This is a genomic window from Escherichia sp. WS1152 (genome assembly GCF_046487665.1).
GTDB lineage: Bacteria > Pseudomonadota > Gammaproteobacteria > Enterobacterales > Enterobacteriaceae > Escherichia > Escherichia coli.
Map to the genome: position 1 here is coordinate 726,088 of NZ_JBJQJA010000001.1, position 16,908 is coordinate 742,995.

Consider the following 16,908-nt stretch of genomic DNA (forward strand, 5'->3'; position numbering starts at 1 on the left):
ATCTCATGATTAAATCAAAAATCGTGCTGTTATCAGCACTGGTTTCCTGCGCCCTGATTTCAGGCTGTAAAGAAGAAAATAAAACGAATGTATCCATCGAATTTATGCATTCTTCGGTGGAGCAGGAGCGCCAGGCCGTTATCAGTAAATTGATTGCCCGTTTTGAAAAAGAAAACCCTGGCATCACCGTTAAGCAAGTGCCCGTGGAAGAAGATGCCTATAACACTAAAGTCATTACTCTTTCACGTAGCGGTTCGCTGCCGGAAGTGATCGAAACCAGCCATGACTACGCCAAAGTGATGGACAAAGAGCAGCTTATCGATCGCAAAGCGGTTGCCACAGTCATCAGCAACGTTGGTGAAGGCGCGTTTTACGATGGCGTACTGCGTATTGTGCGTACCGAAGATGGTAGCGCATGGACCGGTGTTCCTGTCAGCGCCTGGATTGGCGGTATCTGGTATCGCAAAGATGTGCTGGCAAAAGCGGGGCTTGAGGAGCCGAAAAACTGGCAACAGCTGCTGGACGTTGCACAGAAACTGAATGACCCGGCGAATAAAAAATACGGCATTGCGCTGCCTACAGCAGAAAGCGTGTTGACGGAACAATCCTTCTCCCAGTTTGCGTTATCCAACCAGGCTAACGTCTTTAACGCCGAAGGCAAAATCACCCTTGATACACCAGAGATGATGCAGGCACTGACCTATTACCGCGACCTTGCTGCCAACACTATGCCGGGTTCTAACGACATCATGGAAGTGAAAGACGCCTTTATGAACGGCACCGCGCCGATGGCGATTTACTCCACCTATATCCTTCCGGCTGTGATTAAAGAAGGCGACCCGAAAAACGTCGGTTTCGTGGTGCCAACCGAGAAAAACTCTGCGGTCTACGGCATGTTGACCTCGCTGACCATTACCGCCGGGCAAAAGACCGAAGAGACGGAAGCAGCTGAAAAATTTGTCACCTTTATGGAGCAGGCAGACAACATTGCCGACTGGGTGATGATGTCGCCAGGTGCTGCGCTGCCGGTGAATAAAGCGGTTGTCACTACCGCCACCTGGAAAGACAACGACGTTATTAAGGCGCTGGGTGAACTACCGAATCAGCTAATCGGTGAACTGCCAAATATTCAGGTCTTTGGTGCAGTAGGGGATAAAAACTTTACCCGCATGGGTGATGTGACGGGTTCTGGCGTGGTGAGCTCCATGGTGCATAACGTCACCGTGGGTAAAGCCGATCTCCCTGGCACGCTGCAAGCGAGCCAGAAAAAGCTGGATGAACTGATCGAACAGCACTAAACCCAGGACAGGAATCCGCAATGAACAGGCTTTTTTCAGGTCGTTCCGATATGCCCTTTGCGCTGCTGCTTCTCGCGCCCAGCTTATTACTGCTGGGTGGTCTGGTTGCCTGGCCAATGGTGTCGAATATCGAAATCAGTTTTTTACGTCTGCCGCTCAATCCCAACATCGAGTCAACCTTTGTTGGGGTGAGTAACTATGTGCGTATCCTCTCCGATCCCGGCTTCTGGCACTCGCTGTGGATGACGGTCTGGTATACCGCGCTGGTGGTGGCGGGCAGCACCGTGCTCGGGCTGGCAGTGGCGATGTTTTTCAACCGCGAGTTCCGTCTGCGCAAAACCGCGCGTTCGCTGGTGATCCTCTCCTACGTAACGCCGTCCATTTCGCTGGTGTTTGCCTGGAAATACATGTTCAACAACGGCTACGGCATTGTGAACTACCTCGGCGTCGATCTTCTGCATCTCTATGAGCAGGCACCGCTGTGGTTCGATAATCCGGGCAGTAGCTTTGTGCTGGTGGTGCTGTTCGCCATCTGGCGCTACTTCCCGTATGCCTTTATCTCGTTTCTGGCGATTTTGCAGACCATCGACAAATCGCTGTACGAAGCGGCAGAGATGGATGGCGCTAATGCCTGGCAACGGTTTCGTATCGTCACGCTGCCCGCGATTATGCCGGTCCTGGCGACGGTGGTGACCCTGCGCACCATCTGGATGTTCTACATGTTCGCGGATGTTTATTTGCTGACGACCAAGGTCGATATTCTCGGTGTATATCTCTACAAAACCGCCTTTGCCTTTAATGATTTAGGAAAAGCGGCGGCGATCTCGGTGGTGCTCTTCATCATTATTTTCGCTGTCATTCTGCTGACCAGGAAACGGGTGAACCTCAATGGCAACAAATAAACGCACACTCAGTCGCATCGGTTTTTACTGCGGGCTGGCGCTGTTTCTCATCATCACGCTGTTTCCATTTTTTGTGATGCTGATGACCTCGTTCAAGGGCGCGAAAGAGGCGATCTCACTGCATCCTACGCTGCTGCCGCAGCAGTGGACGCTGGAGCATTACGTCGACATTTTTAACCCGATGATTTTCCCGTTTGTCGACTACTTCCGTAACAGTCTGGTGGTGTCGGTGGTTTCATCCGTGGTGGCGGTATTCCTCGGCATTCTTGGGGCTTACGCGCTTTCCCGCCTGCGCTTTAAAGGTCGGATGACCATCAATGCCAGCTTTTACACGGTGTATATGTTCTCTGGCATTTTGCTGGTGGTGCCGCTGTTCAAAATCATCACCGCGCTGGGCATTTACGACACTGAGATGGCGCTGATCATCACCATGGTGACGCAAACTCTGCCCACCGCCGTGTTTATGCTGAAAAGCTACTTCGACACCATCCCCGATGAGATCGAAGAAGCGGCGATGATGGATGGCCTCAACCGTCTGCAAATTATCTTCCGCATCACCGTGCCGTTGGCGATGTCCGGGCTGATATCCGTGTTCGTCTACTGCTTTATGGTGGCGTGGAACGACTATCTGTTTGCGTCGATCTTCCTCTCCAGCGCCAGCAATTTCACCTTACCGGTGGGCCTGAACGCGCTGTTCAGTACGCCAGATTACATCTGGGGACGGATGATGGCGGCCTCACTGGTGACCGCATTGCCGGTGGTGATTATGTATGCGCTTTCGGAACGTTTTATTAAGAGTGGTTTGACCGCCGGTGGCGTGAAGGGCTAAAGCGGCCAGTTTCTTTACAAGGAGTTTTAAATGAAAAAGTTAGTAGCCACAGCACCGCGTGTTGCTGCGCTGGTTGAGTATGAAGATCGGGCGATTTTAGCCAATGAAGTGAAGATCCGCGTGCGTTTCGGCGCACCGAAACACGGAACGGAAGTGGTCGACTTCCGCGCCGCCAGCCCGTTTATCGATGAAGACTTTAACGGCGAATGGCAGATGTTCACTCCGCGTCCGGCAGATGCGCCGCGCGGCATTGAGTTTGGCAAATTCCAGCTTGGAAACATGGTGGTTGGCGACATTATCGAGTGCGGCAGCGACGTTACCGACTACGCGGTGGACGACAGCGTATGCGGCTACGGCCCGCTCTCCGAGACGGTCATCATTAACGCGGTGAATAACTACAAGCTGCGCAAAATGCCGGAAGGCAGCTCGTGGAAAAACGCCGTTTGTTACGACCCGGCGCAGTTTGCCATGAGCGGCGTGCGCGATGCCAACGTGCGCGTGGGTGATTTTGTTGTGGTGGTAGGGCTTGGCGCGATTGGTCAAATTGCCATTCAACTGGCGAAACGCGCTGGCGCGTCGGTGGTGATTGGCGTCGATCCTATCGCCCATCGCTGTGATATTGCCCGTCGCCACGGCGCGGATTTCTGCCTTAACCCCATTGGTACTGACGTAGGCAAAGAGATCAAAACGCTGACCGGCAAGCAGGGTGCCGATGTGATTATCGAAACCAGCGGCTATGCCGACGCGCTGCAATCGGCGTTCCGCGGTCTGGCCTACGGTGGCACCATCTCCTATGTCGCGTTTGCCAAACCATTTGCTGAAGGTTTTAACCTCGGACGCGAAGCGCATTTCAATAACGCCAAAATTGTTTTCTCCCGCGCGTGCAGCGAACCGAACCCGGATTATCCGCGCTGGAGCCGTAAGCGTATTGAAGAAACCTGCTGGGAACTGCTGATGAACGGTTATCTCAATTGCGAAGATTTAATCGACCCGGTAGTGACCTTTGCCAATAGCCCGGAAAGCTACATGCAGTATGTCGATCAGCATCCGGAACAGAGCATCAAAATGGGCGTTACGTTTTAATTCAAAGGAATGAAAAAATGAAAATAGGCACACAGAATCAGGCATTCTTTCCGGAAAACATTCTGGAGAAATTTCGTTATATCAAAGAGATGGGCTTCGATGGTTTTGAGATTGACGGCAAACTGCTGGTCAACAACATCGAAGAAGTCAAAGCAGCAATCAAAGAAACCGGTTTACCGGTGACCACCGCCTGCGGTGGCTATGACGGCTGGATTGGTGACTTTATTGAAGAGCGTCGTCTTAATGGCTTAAAGCAGATCGAACGCATTCTCGAAGCGCTGGCAGAAGTGGGGGGTAAGGGTATCGTCGTTCCGGCAGCGTGGGGCATGTTTACCTTCCGCTTACCGCCGATGACCTCGCCGCGCAGCCTGAACGGCGATCGTAAAATGGTGAGTGATTCCCTGCGCGTACTTGAACAGGTCGCCGCGCGTACCGGAACCGTGGTGTATCTCGAACCGTTAAACCGCTATCAGGATCATATGATCAACACCCTCGCCGATGCCCGCCGTTACATCGTCGAAAACGATCTTAAACATGTACAGATTATCGGCGATTTCTATCACATGAATATCGAAGAAGATAACCTGGCGCAGGCGCTGCATGACAACCGCGACCTGCTCGGTCATGTGCATATTGCGGATAACCATCGCTACCAGCCGGGCAGCGGCACCCTGGATTTCCACGCGCTGTTTGAACAGCTGCGCGCGGATAACTATCAGGGCTATGTAGTGTACGAAGGGCGTATCCGGGCGGAAGATCCTGCCCAGGCGTACCGTGATTCGTTGGCCTGGTTGCGTACCTGCTAAGAGGTCTTTGTGAAAAGTGCAATGACAAGCTCTCCGCTGCGGGTCGCGATAATAGGCGCAGGCCAGGTGGCGGATAAGGTTCATGCTTCGTACTACTGCACCCGCAACGATCTGGAACTGGTGGCTGTCTGTGACAGCCGCCTTTCCCAGGCGCAGGCGCTGGCAGAAAAATACGGGAATGCATCCGTGTGGGACGATCCGCAGGCCATGCTGCTGGCGGTGAAACCTGATGTGGTTAGCGTCTGCTCACCTAACCGTTTTCATTACGAACATACCCTGATGGCACTGGAAGCGGGCTGCCATGTGATGTGCGAAAAACCGCCCGCCATGACGCCAGAACAGGCGCGGGAAATGTGCGATACCGCGCGCAAACTGGGCAAGGTGCTGGCCTACGACTTTCACCATCGTTTTGCGCTCGATACGCAACAGCTGCGTGAACAGGTGACCAACGGCGTTTTGGGAGAGATTTACGTTACCACCGCCCGCGCCCTGCGTCGCTGCGGCGTTCCCGGCTGGGGTGTCTTTACCAATAAAGAACTGCAGGGTGGTGGCCCGCTGATCGACATCGGCATTCATATGCTGGATGCTGCGATGTATGTGCTGGGCTTTCCGGCGGTGAAAAGCGTGAATGCGCATAGCTTTCAAAAGATCGGCACGCAAAAGAGCTGTGGTCAATTTGGCGAGTGGGATCCGGCAACTTACAGCGTCGAAGATTCGCTGTTTGGCACCATTGAATTTCATAACGGCGGCATCCTGTGGCTGGAAACGTCATTTGCACTCAACATCCGCGAACAGTCGATTATGAACGTCAGCTTTTGTGGTGATAAAGCCGGTGCGACGCTGTTTCCAGCACATATCTACACCGATAACAACGGTGAATTAATGACGCTGATGCAACGGGAAATGGCAGACGACAACCGCCATTTGCGCAGCATGGAAGCCTTTATCAATCACGTACAGGGCAAGCCCGTGATGATAGCCGACGCCGAGCAGGGGTACATCATCCAGCAACTGGTGGCGGCGTTGTATCAATCCGCAGAAACAGGGACGCGTGTGGAATTATGACCAGGCCAGTAACGTTATCAGAACCCCATTTGAGCCAGCATACCCTGAACAAGTATGCATCGCTGATGGCGCAGGGGAACGGCTATCTTGGGCTTCGCGCCAGCCATGAAGAAGATTACACGCGCCAGACGCGAGGGATGTATCTGGCGGGGCTGTATCATCGGGCGGGAAAAGGTGAAATCAACGAACTGGTGAACCTGCCTGATATCTTGGGGATGGAGATTGCCATAAATGGTGAGGTTTTCTCGTTATCCCGCGAAGCCTGGCAGCGTGAACTTGACTTTGCCAGTGGAGAATTACGCCGTAGCGTTGTCTGGCGTACCAGCAACGGCACAGGTTACACCATCGCCAGCCGTCGCTTTGTTTCGGCAGACCAACTGCCGCTCATTGTGCTGGAAATCACTATTACGCCACTGGACGCCGACGCGTCAGTGCTGATTTCAACAGGTATCGACGCCACGCAAACCAACCACGGTCGCCAACATCTCGACGAAACCCAGGTGCGGGTGTTTGGTCAGCATCTGATGCAGGGGATCTACACCACCCAGGATGGACGCAGTGATGTGGCCATCAGCTGTTGCTGTATGGTGAGCGGTGATGTGCAGCAATGCTATACCGCCAAAGAGCGCCGTTTGCAGCAACATACCAGTGCGCAGCTTCATGCAGGCGAGACAGTGACGTTGCAAAAACTGGTGTGGATCGACTGGCGGGATGACAGGCAAGCCGTTTTAGACGAGTGGGGCAGCGCGTCGCTTCGCCAGCTTGAAATGTGCGCGCAGCAGAGTTACGACCAACTTCTTGCAGCATCAACAGAAAACTGGCGTCAGTGGTGGCAGAAACGTCGTATCACGGTAAACGGCGGCGATGCGCACGATCAGCAAGCGTTAGATTATGCGCTTTATCATCTGCGCATCATGACGCCTGCTCACGACGAGCGTAGCAGCATTGCGGCAAAAGGCTTAACCGGCGAAGGCTACAAAGGCCACGTTTTCTGGGATACGGAAGTATTTTTGCTGCCGTTCCATCTGTTTAGCGATCCGACGATTGCCAGAAGTTTACTGCGTTATCGCTGGCACAACTTGCCTGGCGCGCAGGAGAAAGCGCGACGCAATGGCTGGCAGGGCGCGCTATTCCCGTGGGAAAGCGCGCGCAGCGGCGAAGAAGAGACGCCACTTTTTGCCGCCATTAACATTCGCACCGGGCTGCGGCAAAAAGTGGCCTCGGCGCAGGCGGAACATCATCTGGTGGCCGATATCGCCTGGGCGGTTATTCAATACTGGCAGACCACGGGGGATGAAAGTTTCATTGCGCATGAAGGCATGGCGCTACTTCTGGAAACTGCAAAGTTCTGGATTAGCCGCGCGGTGAGGGTTAACGACCGTCTGGAAATTCATGATGTTATTGGGCCTGACGAATATACCGAACATGTCAATAATAACGCCTTCACCAGCTATATGGCGTATTACAACGTCCAGCAGGCGCTGAGTATTGCCCGCCAGTTTGGCTGTAGCGACGACGCGTTTATTCATCGTGCCGAAATGTTCCTTAAAGAACTGCGGCTGCCAGAAATTCAGCCCGACGGCGTTTTGCCGCAGGATGATTCGTTTATGGCTAAGCCGGCGATTAACCTGGCGAAATACAAAGCGGCGGCGGGGAAGCAAACCATACTGCTGGATTATTCACGCGCAGAAGTGAACGAGATGCAGATCCTCAAGCAGGCAGATGTGGTGATGCTCAATTACATGCTGCCGGAGCAGTTCTCAGCGGCATCGTGTCTTGCCAATCTGCAATTTTATGAACCGCGCACTATTCACGACTCGTCATTAAGTAAAGCAATCCACGGCATTGTTGCCGCACGCTGTGGCCTGCTGACCCAAAGTTATCAGTTCTGGCGCGAGGGGACTGAAATCGATCTTGGTGCTGATCCGCATAGTTGTGATGATGGTATCCATGCTGCCGCAACTGGCGCTATCTGGCTGGGGGCGATTCAGGGTTTTGCCGGGGTGAGCGTGCGTGACGGTGAATTGCATCTCAATCCGGCGTTACCTGAGCAGTGGCAACAGTTGTCTTTCCCTCTGTTCTGGCAGGGCTGCGAATTACAGGTCACTCTCGACGCGCAGCGTATTGCGATTCGAACTTCTGCGCCCGTTTCACTGCGTTTGAACGGTCAGCTTATATCCGTGGCTGAAGAATCTGTTTTCTGTTTGGGTGATTTTATTTTGCCCTTCAATGGGACCGCTACCACGCATCAGGAGGGTGAATGAAACTGCAAGGGGTAATTTTCGATCTGGATGGTGTAATCACCGATACCGCGCATCTGCATTTCCTGGCGTGGCAGCAGATTGCCGCTGAAATTGGCATCAGCATTGATGCGCAGTTTAACGAATCCCTAAAAGGGATCAGCCGCGATGAGTCTCTGCGGCGCATTCTGCAACACGGGGGCAAAGAGGGCGACTTTAACCCGCAGGAGCGGGCGCAACTGGCGTATCGCAAAAATCTGCTTTACGTCCACTCACTGCGCGAGCTGACGGTTAATGCTGTGCTGCCCGGTATTCGCAATTTGCTGGCAGAGCTCCGTGCACAGCAGATTCCGGTAGGGCTGGCTTCCGTCTCCCTGAATGCGCCGACGATTTTAGCGGCGCTGGAGCTGCGCGAGTTTTTCACCTTCTGCGCGGATGCTTCCCAGCTTAAAAACTCGAAACCGGATCCGGAAATCTTTCTCGCTGCCTGTGCCGGGCTGGGCGTGCCGCCGCAGGCATGTATCGGCATTGAAGATGCGCAGGCGGGCATTGACGCCATTAACGCCAGCGGTATGCGCTCGGTGGGGATCGGCGCGGGCTTAACCGGGGCGCAATTACTGTTGCCTTCAACGGAATCACTCACCTGGCCGCGGTTATCGGCCTTCTGGCAAAACGTATAGCAAAGGAATCAACATGGCTCAGCTTTCGTTACAACATATTCAAAAAATCTACGATAACCAGGTGCATGTGGTGAAGGACTTCAACCTGGAAATTGCCGATAAAGAGTTCATCGTGTTTGTCGGCCCGTCGGGCTGCGGTAAGTCGACCACCCTGCGCATGATTGCCGGGCTTGAGGAGATCAGCGGCGGCGATCTGTTGATCGACGGCAAACGAATGAATGACGTTCCAGCCAAAGCACGCAATATAGCGATGGTGTTCCAGAACTACGCGTTGTATCCGCATATGACGGTTTACGACAACATGGCGTTTGGCCTGAAGATGCAAAAAATCGCCAAAGAGGTGATTGATGAGCGGGTGAACTGGGCGGCGCAAATTCTCGGCCTGCGTGAGTACCTGAAACGCAAGCCGGGCGCGCTTTCCGGCGGGCAACGCCAGCGTGTGGCGCTCGGGCGGGCGATTGTGCGCGAAGCGGGCGTGTTTTTAATGGATGAACCGCTCTCTAACCTTGATGCCAAGCTGCGCGTGCAAATGCGCGCAGAGATCAGCAAGCTGCACCAGAAGCTGAATACCACCATGATCTACGTGACCCACGATCAGACCGAAGCGATGACCATGGCGACGCGGATTGTGATTATGAAGGATGGGATTGTTCAGCAAGTTGGTGCGCCGAAAACGGTTTATAACCAACCAGCGAATATGTTTGTTGCCGGATTTATTGGATCACCGGCGATGAATTTTATTCGTGGCACGATCGATGGCGATAAATTCGTTACGGAAACGCTTAAATTAACCATTCCCGAAGAGAAATTAGCGGTTCTGAAAACACAGGGAAGTTTGCATAAGCCCATCGTGATGGGAATACGTCCGGAAGATATTCATCCGGACGCGCAAGAGGAAAATAACATTTCCGCCAAAATTAGCGTGGCAGAATTAACCGGTGCGGAATTTATGCTCTACACCACGGTTGGGGGGCACGAGTTAGTGGTCCGTGCTGGTGCGTTAAATGATTATCATGCAGGAGAAAATATCACTATTCATTTTGATATGACGAAATGTCATTTCTTTGATGCAGAAACGGAAATAGCAATTCGCTAAATACAGGGGGAAGGCATTCCCCCAGAATAATACAAGGAACAATAATGAAAAAGTTATTACCCTGTACCGCACTGGTGATGTGTGCGGGAATGGCCTGCGCACAGGCCGAGGAAAGGAACGACTGGCACTTTAATATCGGCGCGATGTACGAAATAGAAAACGTCGAGGGTTATGGCGAAGATATGGATGGGCTGGCGGAGCCTTCAGTCTATTTTAATGCCGCCAACGGGCCGTGGAGAATTGCTCTGGCCTATTATCAGGAAGGGCCGGTAGATTATAGCGCGGGTAAACGTGGAACGTGGTTTGATCGCCCGGAGCTGGAGGTGCATTATCAGTTCCTCGAAAACGATGATTTCAGTTTCGGCCTGACCGGCGGTTTCCGTAATTATGGTTATCACTACGTTGATGAACCGGGTAAAGACACGGCGAATATGCAGCGCTGGAAAATCGCGCCAGACTGGGATGTGAAACTGACTGACGATTTACGTTTCAACGGTTGGTTGTCGATGTATAAATTTGCCAACGATCTGAACACGACCGGTTACGCTGATACCCGAGTCGAAACGGAAACAGGCCTGCAATATACCTTCAACGAAACGGTTGCCTTGCGAGTGAACTATTATCTCGAGCGCGGCTTTAATATGGACGACAGCCGCAATAACGGTGAGTTTTCTACGCAAGAAATTCGCGCCTATTTGCCGCTGACGCTCGGCAACCACTCGGTGACGCCGTATACGCGCATTGGGCTGGATCGCTGGAGTAACTGGGACTGGCAGGATGATATCGAACGTGAAGGCCATGATTTTAACCGTGTGGGTTTATTTTACGGTTATGATTTCCAGAATGGTCTTTCCGTTTCGCTGGAATACGCGTTTGAGTGGCAGGATCACGACGAAGGCGACAGCGATAAATTCCATTATGCAGGTGTCGGCGTAAATTACTCGTTCTGATAATGGGCTAAATTGCCGGATGCGGCGCGAGTACTTTATCCGATCTATAAATGTAGGCCGGATAAGATGCGCTAGCATCGCATCCGGCATTCAGGCAAGGTAGCTGGTATTTATTTCAGCGTCATATGCGTGGCAACGGTAATATTCTGTGGTGACGGTTTTCCAGAAATTAAGCGGAATAATAACTCGCAGCTTTGTTGACCTAACTCCTGCGTCGGAACATCGATGCCGCCTGGTGCAGGCGTTAAAATAAACGACAGCGTTTCATTACTATAACCCACCACCGCTAACTGCTGCGGAATAGCAATATTTTTCTCTGCCGCCGCACGATAAATGCTCATTAATTTCAGGCTGTCAGTGGCAAACACTGCCTCAGGCAACGGTGACTGACTTAATAATTGCCGTGCTGCTTGCAGTGCTGTTTCATGGGTATAACCGCCGTCAACAATCCATTTATCACGCACTGCAATATTATGCGCGGACAGACTTTGCTTATAGCCATTAACGCGATCAACCGAAACATGGACATCAAGCGGAGCATGCAGGCAGGCAATATTTTGATGCCCACTTTCAATTAATGCATCGGTCAACGCAATGCTGTCGCCAAAATTATCGGTATCGACAGAATAAACATGGGCATATTGACCTTCAACTTTGCCAATCACCACGACAGGAATATCGTATTTATCAAGTTGGGCAAAAAATGACTCATCCGCTGGCGAACTTAGCATAATAATGCCTTTAATCATTTTCTGCTTAATTTTGCTTTCACATTTTTGTAAGTCTTCTGCCGGATTGTGCGACGTCTGCAATATCACGTCGAAACCTTCCTCTTCAGCTTTGGCGGTGATGGCATGCAAAACTTCAGAGAAAAACGGATTACCCGCCGTAGTTTTGGTCGAACGGGTAGAAATCACCATAATGGCATCAAAACCCGAAGAGGTCAGCGCGCGGGCCAGCTTGTTTGGCTGATACTGTAATTCTTCAATGGCCCGTAACACTTTTTCGCGCGCTTCCGGGGAGATATTAGTTTGCTTATTCAGCACGCGTGATACGGTGGATTTTGATACGCCTGCAACCCTGGCAATATCATAAATAGTAGGGGACATAGGTCAGGAACTCCGTCCGAACGTGAATGCTGCACATCTTATGGAGTTCGCCCGTCGATGACAACACGGGCAGTTGATAATCAATGGCCTGGCCCCCACATTCATATCCTTACGAATGATTTTTTTCTGGTCTTCAGAGCAGCACAGGACAGCAATGAAGCGACTTAAAAATGAACTTAATGCGCTGGTGAATCGGGGTGTCGACAGACATCTGCGCCTCGCCGTAACCGGACTAAGCCGCAGCGGCAAAACAGCGTTTATCACTGCGATGGTCAATCAGTTGCTCAATATTCACGCCGGAGCACGCTTGCCGCTGTTAAGCGCGGTGCGTGAAGAGCGCCTGCTGGGCGTAAAACGCATTCCTCAGCGTGACTTTGGCATTCCGCGCTTCACATATGATGAAGGACTGGCGCAGTTATATGGCGATCCTCCCGCCTGGCCGACGCCAACGCGCGGCGTCAGTGAAATCCGCCTGGCGCTACGTTTTAAATCGAACGATTCGCTGCTACGCCACTTCAAGGACACCTCCACGCTGTATCTGGAGATTGTGGATTATCCCGGCGAATGGTTGCTCGACCTGCCGATGCTGGCGCAGGACTATTTAAGCTGGTCACGCCAGATGACGGGCTTACTCAATGGTCAGCGCGGCGAATGGTCGGTCAAATGGCGAATGATGTGCGAAGGGCTGGACCCGCTAGCGCCTGCCGACGAAAACCGGCTGGCAGACATTGCCGCCGCGTGGACCGATTATCTCCACCACTGTAAACAGCAGGGGCTGCACTTTATTCAGCCTGGGCGCTTTGTCTTGCCGGGAGATATGGCAGGTGCGCCCGCGCTGCAATTCTTCCCGTGGCCGGATGTCGATGCCTGGGGCGAGTCCAAACTGGCGCAGGCCGATAAGCACACCAATGCCGGAATGCTGCGCGAGCGGTTTAATTATTACTGCGAGAAGGTGGTGAAGGGGTTCTATAAGAATCATTTTCTGCGCTTTGACCGCCAGATTGTGCTGGTTGATTGCCTGCAACCTCTCAACAGTGGGCCACAGGCATTTAATGATATGCGTCTGGCACTGACGCAGCTGATGCAAAGTTTCCACTACGGGCAGCGTACCTTGTTCCGGCGTTTGTTTTCGCCGGTTATCGATAAGCTATTGTTTGCTGCCACTAAAGCGGACCATGTGACCATCGATCAGCACGCCAATATGGTTTCATTACTGCAACAACTGATTCAGGATGCCTGGCAAAATGCGGCGTTTGAAGGGATTAGTATGGATTGCCTGGGGCTGGCCTCGGTGCAGGCGACCACCAGCGGCATTATTGACGTCAACGGCGAGAAAATTCCGGCATTGCGCGGTAACCGGCTCAGCGATGGTGCGCCACTCACCGTTTATCCCGGTGAAGTTCCTGCGCGTTTGCCCGGTCAGGCGTTCTGGGACAAGCAAGGGTTCCAGTTTGAAGCGTTTCGCCCGCAGGTGATGGATGTCGACAAACCGCTGCCGCATATTCGTCTTGATGCCGCGCTTGAATTTTTAATAGGAGATAAATTGCGATGACCGAACCGTTAAAACCACGTATTGATTTCGACGGTCCGCTGGAGGTCGATCAGAATCCAAAATTCAGGGCGCAGCAGACCTTTGACGAAAATCAGGCGCAAAATTTTGCCCCGGCCACGCTCGATGAAGCGCCTGAAGAAGAGGGGCAAGTTGAAGCGGTAATGGATGCAGCGTTACGTCCGAAACGCAGCCTGTGGCGCAAAATGGTGATGGGCGGGCTGGCTCTGTTTGGCGCAAGCGTTGTCGGGCAGGGTGTACAGTGGACAATGAATGCCTGGCAAACTCAGGACTGGGTGGCGCTGGGTGGATGTGCCGCTGGGGCATTGATTATCGGCGCTGGCGTAGGTTCTGTGGTAACAGAGTGGCGGCGCTTATGGCGCTTGCGACAGCGCGCCCATGAACGCGACGAAGCGCGCGATTTGTTGCACAGCCACGGCACGGGCAAAGGCCGCGCATTTTGCGAAAAACTGGCGCAGCAGGCGGGTATTGATCAGTCTCATCCAGCGCTGCAACGCTGGTATGCCTCAATCCATGAAACGCAAAACGACCGTGAAGTGGTCAGTTTGTATGCGCATTTGGTCCAGCCAGTTTTAGATGCCCAGGCGCGGCGCGAAATCAGCCGTTCGGCGGCGGAATCAACGTTGATGATTGCGGTCAGCCCGCTGGCGTTGGTCGATATGGCGTTTATCGCCTGGCGCAATCTGCGTTTAATTAATCGCATCGCCACGCTGTATGGCATTGAACTGGGGTATTACAGCCGTTTGCGTCTGTTTAAGCTGGTATTGCTGAATATCGCTTTTGCCGGAGCCAGCGAACTGGTGCGCGAAGTGGGGATGGACTGGATGTCGCAAGATCTCGCTGCTCGTTTGTCTACCCGCGCAGCTCAGGGAATTGGTGCTGGACTTCTGACGGCACGACTCGGGATTAAAGCTATGGAGCTTTGCCGCCCGCTGCCGTGGATTGACGATGACAAACCTCGCCTCGGGGATTTCCGTCGTCAGCTTATCGGTCAGGTGAAAGAAACGCTGCAAAAAGGCAAAACGCCCAGCGAAAAATAATGCAATATCGGGTGCTGACCGGATATCTTTACGCCGAAGTGCCCGTTTTTCCGTCTTTGTGTCAATGATTGTTGACAGAAACCTTCCTGCTATCCAAATAGTGTCATATCATCATATTAATTGTTCTTTTTTCAGGTGAAGGTTCCCATGCGTCTGGAAGTCTTTTGTGAAGACCGACTCGGTCTGACCCGCGAATTACTCGATCTACTCGTGCTAAGAGGCATTGATTTACGCGGTATTGAGATTGATCCCATTGGGCGAATCTACCTCAATTTTGCTGAACTGGAGTTTGAGAGTTTCAGCAGTCTGATGGCCGAAATACGCCGTATTGCAGGTGTTACCGATGTGCGTACTGTCCCGTGGATGCCTTCCGAACGTGAGCATCTGGCGTTGAGCGCGTTACTGGAGGCGTTGCCCGAACCTGTGCTCTCTGTCGATATGAAAAGCAAAGTGGATATGGCGAACCCGGCGAGCTGTCAGCTTTTTGCGCAAAAATTGGATCGCCTGCGCAACCATACCGCCGCACAATTGATTAACGGCTTTAATTTTTTACGTTGGCTGGAAAGCGAACCGCAAGATTCCCATAACGAGCATGTCGTTATTAATGGGCAGAATTTCCTGATGGAGATTACGCCTGTTTATCTTCAGGATGAAAATGATCAACACGTCCTGACCGGTGCGGTGGTGATGTTGCGATCAACGATTCGTATGGGCCGCCAGTTGCAAAATGTCGCCGCCCAGGACGTCAGCGCCTTCAGTCAAATTGTCGCCGTCAGCCCGAAAATGAAGCATGTTGTCGAACAGGCGCAGAAACTGGCGATGCTAAGCGCGCCGCTGCTGATTACGGGTGACACAGGTACAGGTAAAGATCTCTTTGCCTACGCCTGCCATCAGGCAAGCCCCAGAGCGGGCAAACCTTACCTGGCGCTGAACTGTGCGTCTATACCGGAAGATGCGGTCGAGAGTGAACTGTTTGGTCATGCTCCGGAAGGGAAGAAAGGATTCTTTGAGCAGGCGAACGGTGGTTCGGTGCTGTTGGATGAAATAGGTGAGATGTCACCACGGATGCAGGCGAAATTACTGCGTTTCCTTAATGATGGCACTTTCCGTCGGGTTGGCGAAGACCATGAGGTGCATGTCGATGTGCGGGTGATTTGCGCTACGCAGAAGAATCTGGTCGAACTGGTGCAAAAAGGCGTGTTCCGTGAAGATCTCTATTATCGTCTGAACGTGTTGACGCTCAATCTGCCGCCGCTACGTGACTGTCCGCAGGACATCATGCCGTTAACTGAGCTGTTCGTCGCCCGCTTTGCCGACGAGCAGGGCGTGCCGCGTCCGAAACTGGCCGCTGACCTGAATACTGTACTTACGCGTTATGCGTGGCCGGGAAATGTGCGGCAGTTAAAGAACGCTATCTATCGCGCACTGACACAACTGGACGGTTATGAGCTGCGTCCACAGGATATTTTGTTGCCGGATTATGACGCCGCAACGGTAGCCGTGGGCGAAGATGCGATGGAAGGTTCGCTGGATGAAATCACCAGCCGTTTTGAACGCTCGGTATTAACCCAGCTTTATCGCAATTATCCCAGCACGCGCAAACTGGCAAAACGTCTCGGCGTTTCACATACCGCGATTGCCAATAAGTTGCGGGAATATGGCTTAAGCCAGAAGAAGAACGAAGAGTAAGCGCGAATATGCCTGATGGTGCAACACCATCAGGCATATTAACTTATGCTTTCAGTACCGCCAGAGCTGCTTCGTAATCCGGCTCGGTGGTGATTTCATCCACCAGCTGGCTGAAAATCACATTGTCATTTTCATCAATAACCACAACGGCACGCGCTGCCAGACCTTTCAGTGGGCCATCAGCAATTGCCACACCGTAGGCTTGCAGGAATTCAGCGTTACGGAAAGTGGAGAGGGTGATAACGTTGTTCAGACCTTCTGCGCCGCAGAAACGAGACTGGGCGAACGGCAGATCGGCAGAGATACACAGCACAACGGTGTTGTCGATCTCGGTTGCCAGTTGGTTAAACTTACGTACTGATGCGGCGCAAACTCCGGTATCAATACTCGGGAAAATGTTCAGCACTTTGCGTTTACCCGCAAACTGACCGAGGGTGACGTCAGACAGATCTTTTGCTACGAGAGTAAAAGTCTGCGCTTTGCTACCCGCCTGCGGGATGGAATTGGCGACTGTAACCGGGTTGCCCTGGAAATGAACGGTTTGTGACATG

At 52.6% G+C, this 16,908-nt stretch carries 15 protein-coding genes; 13 read left to right on the forward strand and 2 right to left on the reverse strand.

Annotated elements, in window-relative coordinates:
* Positions 1 to 5: 5 nt before the first annotated feature.
* The 10 genes from ACJHW7_RS03560 to ompG are packed head-to-tail and all read left to right on the forward strand — an operon-like array spanning position 6 to position 10,949.
* On the forward strand, positions 6 to 1,298 hold the full coding sequence (locus ACJHW7_RS03560) for an ABC transporter substrate-binding protein (RefSeq protein WP_000597458.1): 1,293 nt from the start codon (positions 6 to 8) through the stop codon (positions 1,296 to 1,298).
* 20 nt (positions 1,299 to 1,318) lie between these two features.
* The gene (locus ACJHW7_RS03565) at positions 1,319 to 2,200 is read left to right on the forward strand and encodes a carbohydrate ABC transporter permease (RefSeq protein ID WP_001080790.1); all 882 of its coding nucleotides are present in this window, start codon (positions 1,319 to 1,321) and stop codon (positions 2,198 to 2,200) included.
* Positions 2,187 to 3,029, forward strand: a complete 843-nt coding sequence (locus ACJHW7_RS03570; protein ID WP_000224659.1) for a carbohydrate ABC transporter permease — start codon at positions 2,187 to 2,189, stop codon at positions 3,027 to 3,029. The genes ACJHW7_RS03565 and ACJHW7_RS03570 overlap by 14 nt, the downstream gene beginning before the upstream one ends.
* A gap of 30 nt (positions 3,030 to 3,059) precedes the next feature.
* Positions 3,060 to 4,112 (forward strand): zinc-dependent alcohol dehydrogenase, encoded by a 1,053-nt coding sequence (locus ACJHW7_RS03575; RefSeq protein WP_000737327.1) that lies wholly within the window; start codon positions 3,060 to 3,062, stop codon positions 4,110 to 4,112.
* Positions 4,113 to 4,129: 17 nt separating this feature from the next.
* Complete coding sequence (locus ACJHW7_RS03580; protein WP_000690232.1) at positions 4,130 to 4,918, forward strand: sugar phosphate isomerase/epimerase family protein; 789 nt, start codon at positions 4,130 to 4,132, stop codon at positions 4,916 to 4,918.
* A 9-nt stretch (positions 4,919 to 4,927) separates the two neighbouring features.
* On the forward strand, positions 4,928 to 5,983 hold the full coding sequence (locus tag ACJHW7_RS03585; protein WP_001300711.1) for a Gfo/Idh/MocA family protein: 1,056 nt from the start codon (positions 4,928 to 4,930) through the stop codon (positions 5,981 to 5,983).
* Positions 5,980 to 8,247, forward strand: coding sequence for a kojibiose phosphorylase (ycjT, locus tag ACJHW7_RS03590; RefSeq protein WP_032296667.1), 2,268 nt, complete (start codon positions 5,980 to 5,982; stop codon positions 8,245 to 8,247). The genes ACJHW7_RS03585 and ycjT overlap by 4 nt, the downstream gene beginning before the upstream one ends.
* Positions 8,244 to 8,903: a beta-phosphoglucomutase gene (pgmB, locus tag ACJHW7_RS03595; RefSeq protein WP_032296668.1), complete on the forward strand. Its 660-nt coding sequence runs from the start codon at positions 8,244 to 8,246 to the stop codon at positions 8,901 to 8,903. Before ycjT ends, pgmB begins: the two co-directional genes overlap by 4 nt.
* Before the next feature lie 13 nt (positions 8,904 to 8,916).
* On the forward strand, positions 8,917 to 9,999 hold the full coding sequence (locus ACJHW7_RS03600) for an ABC transporter ATP-binding protein (RefSeq protein WP_000057977.1): 1,083 nt from the start codon (positions 8,917 to 8,919) through the stop codon (positions 9,997 to 9,999).
* 44 nt (positions 10,000 to 10,043) lie between these two features.
* Positions 10,044 to 10,949, forward strand: coding sequence for a monomeric porin OmpG (gene ompG / locus ACJHW7_RS03605; RefSeq protein WP_000735257.1), 906 nt, complete (start codon positions 10,044 to 10,046; stop codon positions 10,947 to 10,949).
* Between the two features lie 110 nt (positions 10,950 to 11,059).
* On the opposite strand, the gene ACJHW7_RS03610 is transcribed toward ompG, so the two are convergent.
* Positions 11,060 to 12,058, reverse strand: a complete 999-nt coding sequence (locus tag ACJHW7_RS03610; RefSeq protein ID WP_000075383.1) for a LacI family DNA-binding transcriptional regulator — start codon at positions 12,056 to 12,058, stop codon at positions 11,060 to 11,062.
* Between the two features lie 154 nt (positions 12,059 to 12,212).
* On the opposite strand from ACJHW7_RS03610, the gene ACJHW7_RS03615 reads away from it, so the two are divergent.
* The 3 genes from ACJHW7_RS03615 to tyrR all read left to right on the forward strand — a co-directional run bounded on the left by ACJHW7_RS03615 (position 12,213) and on the right by tyrR (position 16,357).
* Positions 12,213 to 13,610 carry a YcjX family protein gene (locus ACJHW7_RS03615; RefSeq protein WP_000825784.1) on the forward strand — a complete coding sequence of 466 codons (1,398 nt, stop codon included), beginning with the start codon at positions 12,213 to 12,215 and terminating at the stop codon, positions 13,608 to 13,610.
* On the forward strand, positions 13,607 to 14,668 hold the full coding sequence (locus ACJHW7_RS03620) for a YcjF family protein (RefSeq protein WP_000138717.1): 1,062 nt from the start codon (positions 13,607 to 13,609) through the stop codon (positions 14,666 to 14,668). The genes ACJHW7_RS03615 and ACJHW7_RS03620 overlap by 4 nt, the downstream gene beginning before the upstream one ends.
* A 147-nt stretch (positions 14,669 to 14,815) precedes the next feature.
* Complete coding sequence (gene tyrR / locus ACJHW7_RS03625; protein ID WP_001349886.1) at positions 14,816 to 16,357, forward strand: transcriptional regulator TyrR; 1,542 nt, start codon at positions 14,816 to 14,818, stop codon at positions 16,355 to 16,357.
* A gap of 43 nt (positions 16,358 to 16,400) precedes the next feature.
* On the opposite strand, the gene tpx is transcribed toward tyrR, so the two are convergent.
* Positions 16,401 to 16,907 carry a thiol peroxidase gene (gene tpx, locus ACJHW7_RS03630; RefSeq protein ID WP_000084387.1) on the reverse strand — a complete coding sequence of 169 codons (507 nt, stop codon included), beginning with the start codon at positions 16,905 to 16,907 and terminating at the stop codon, positions 16,401 to 16,403.
* Between the last annotated feature and the right edge of the window lies 1 nt (position 16,908).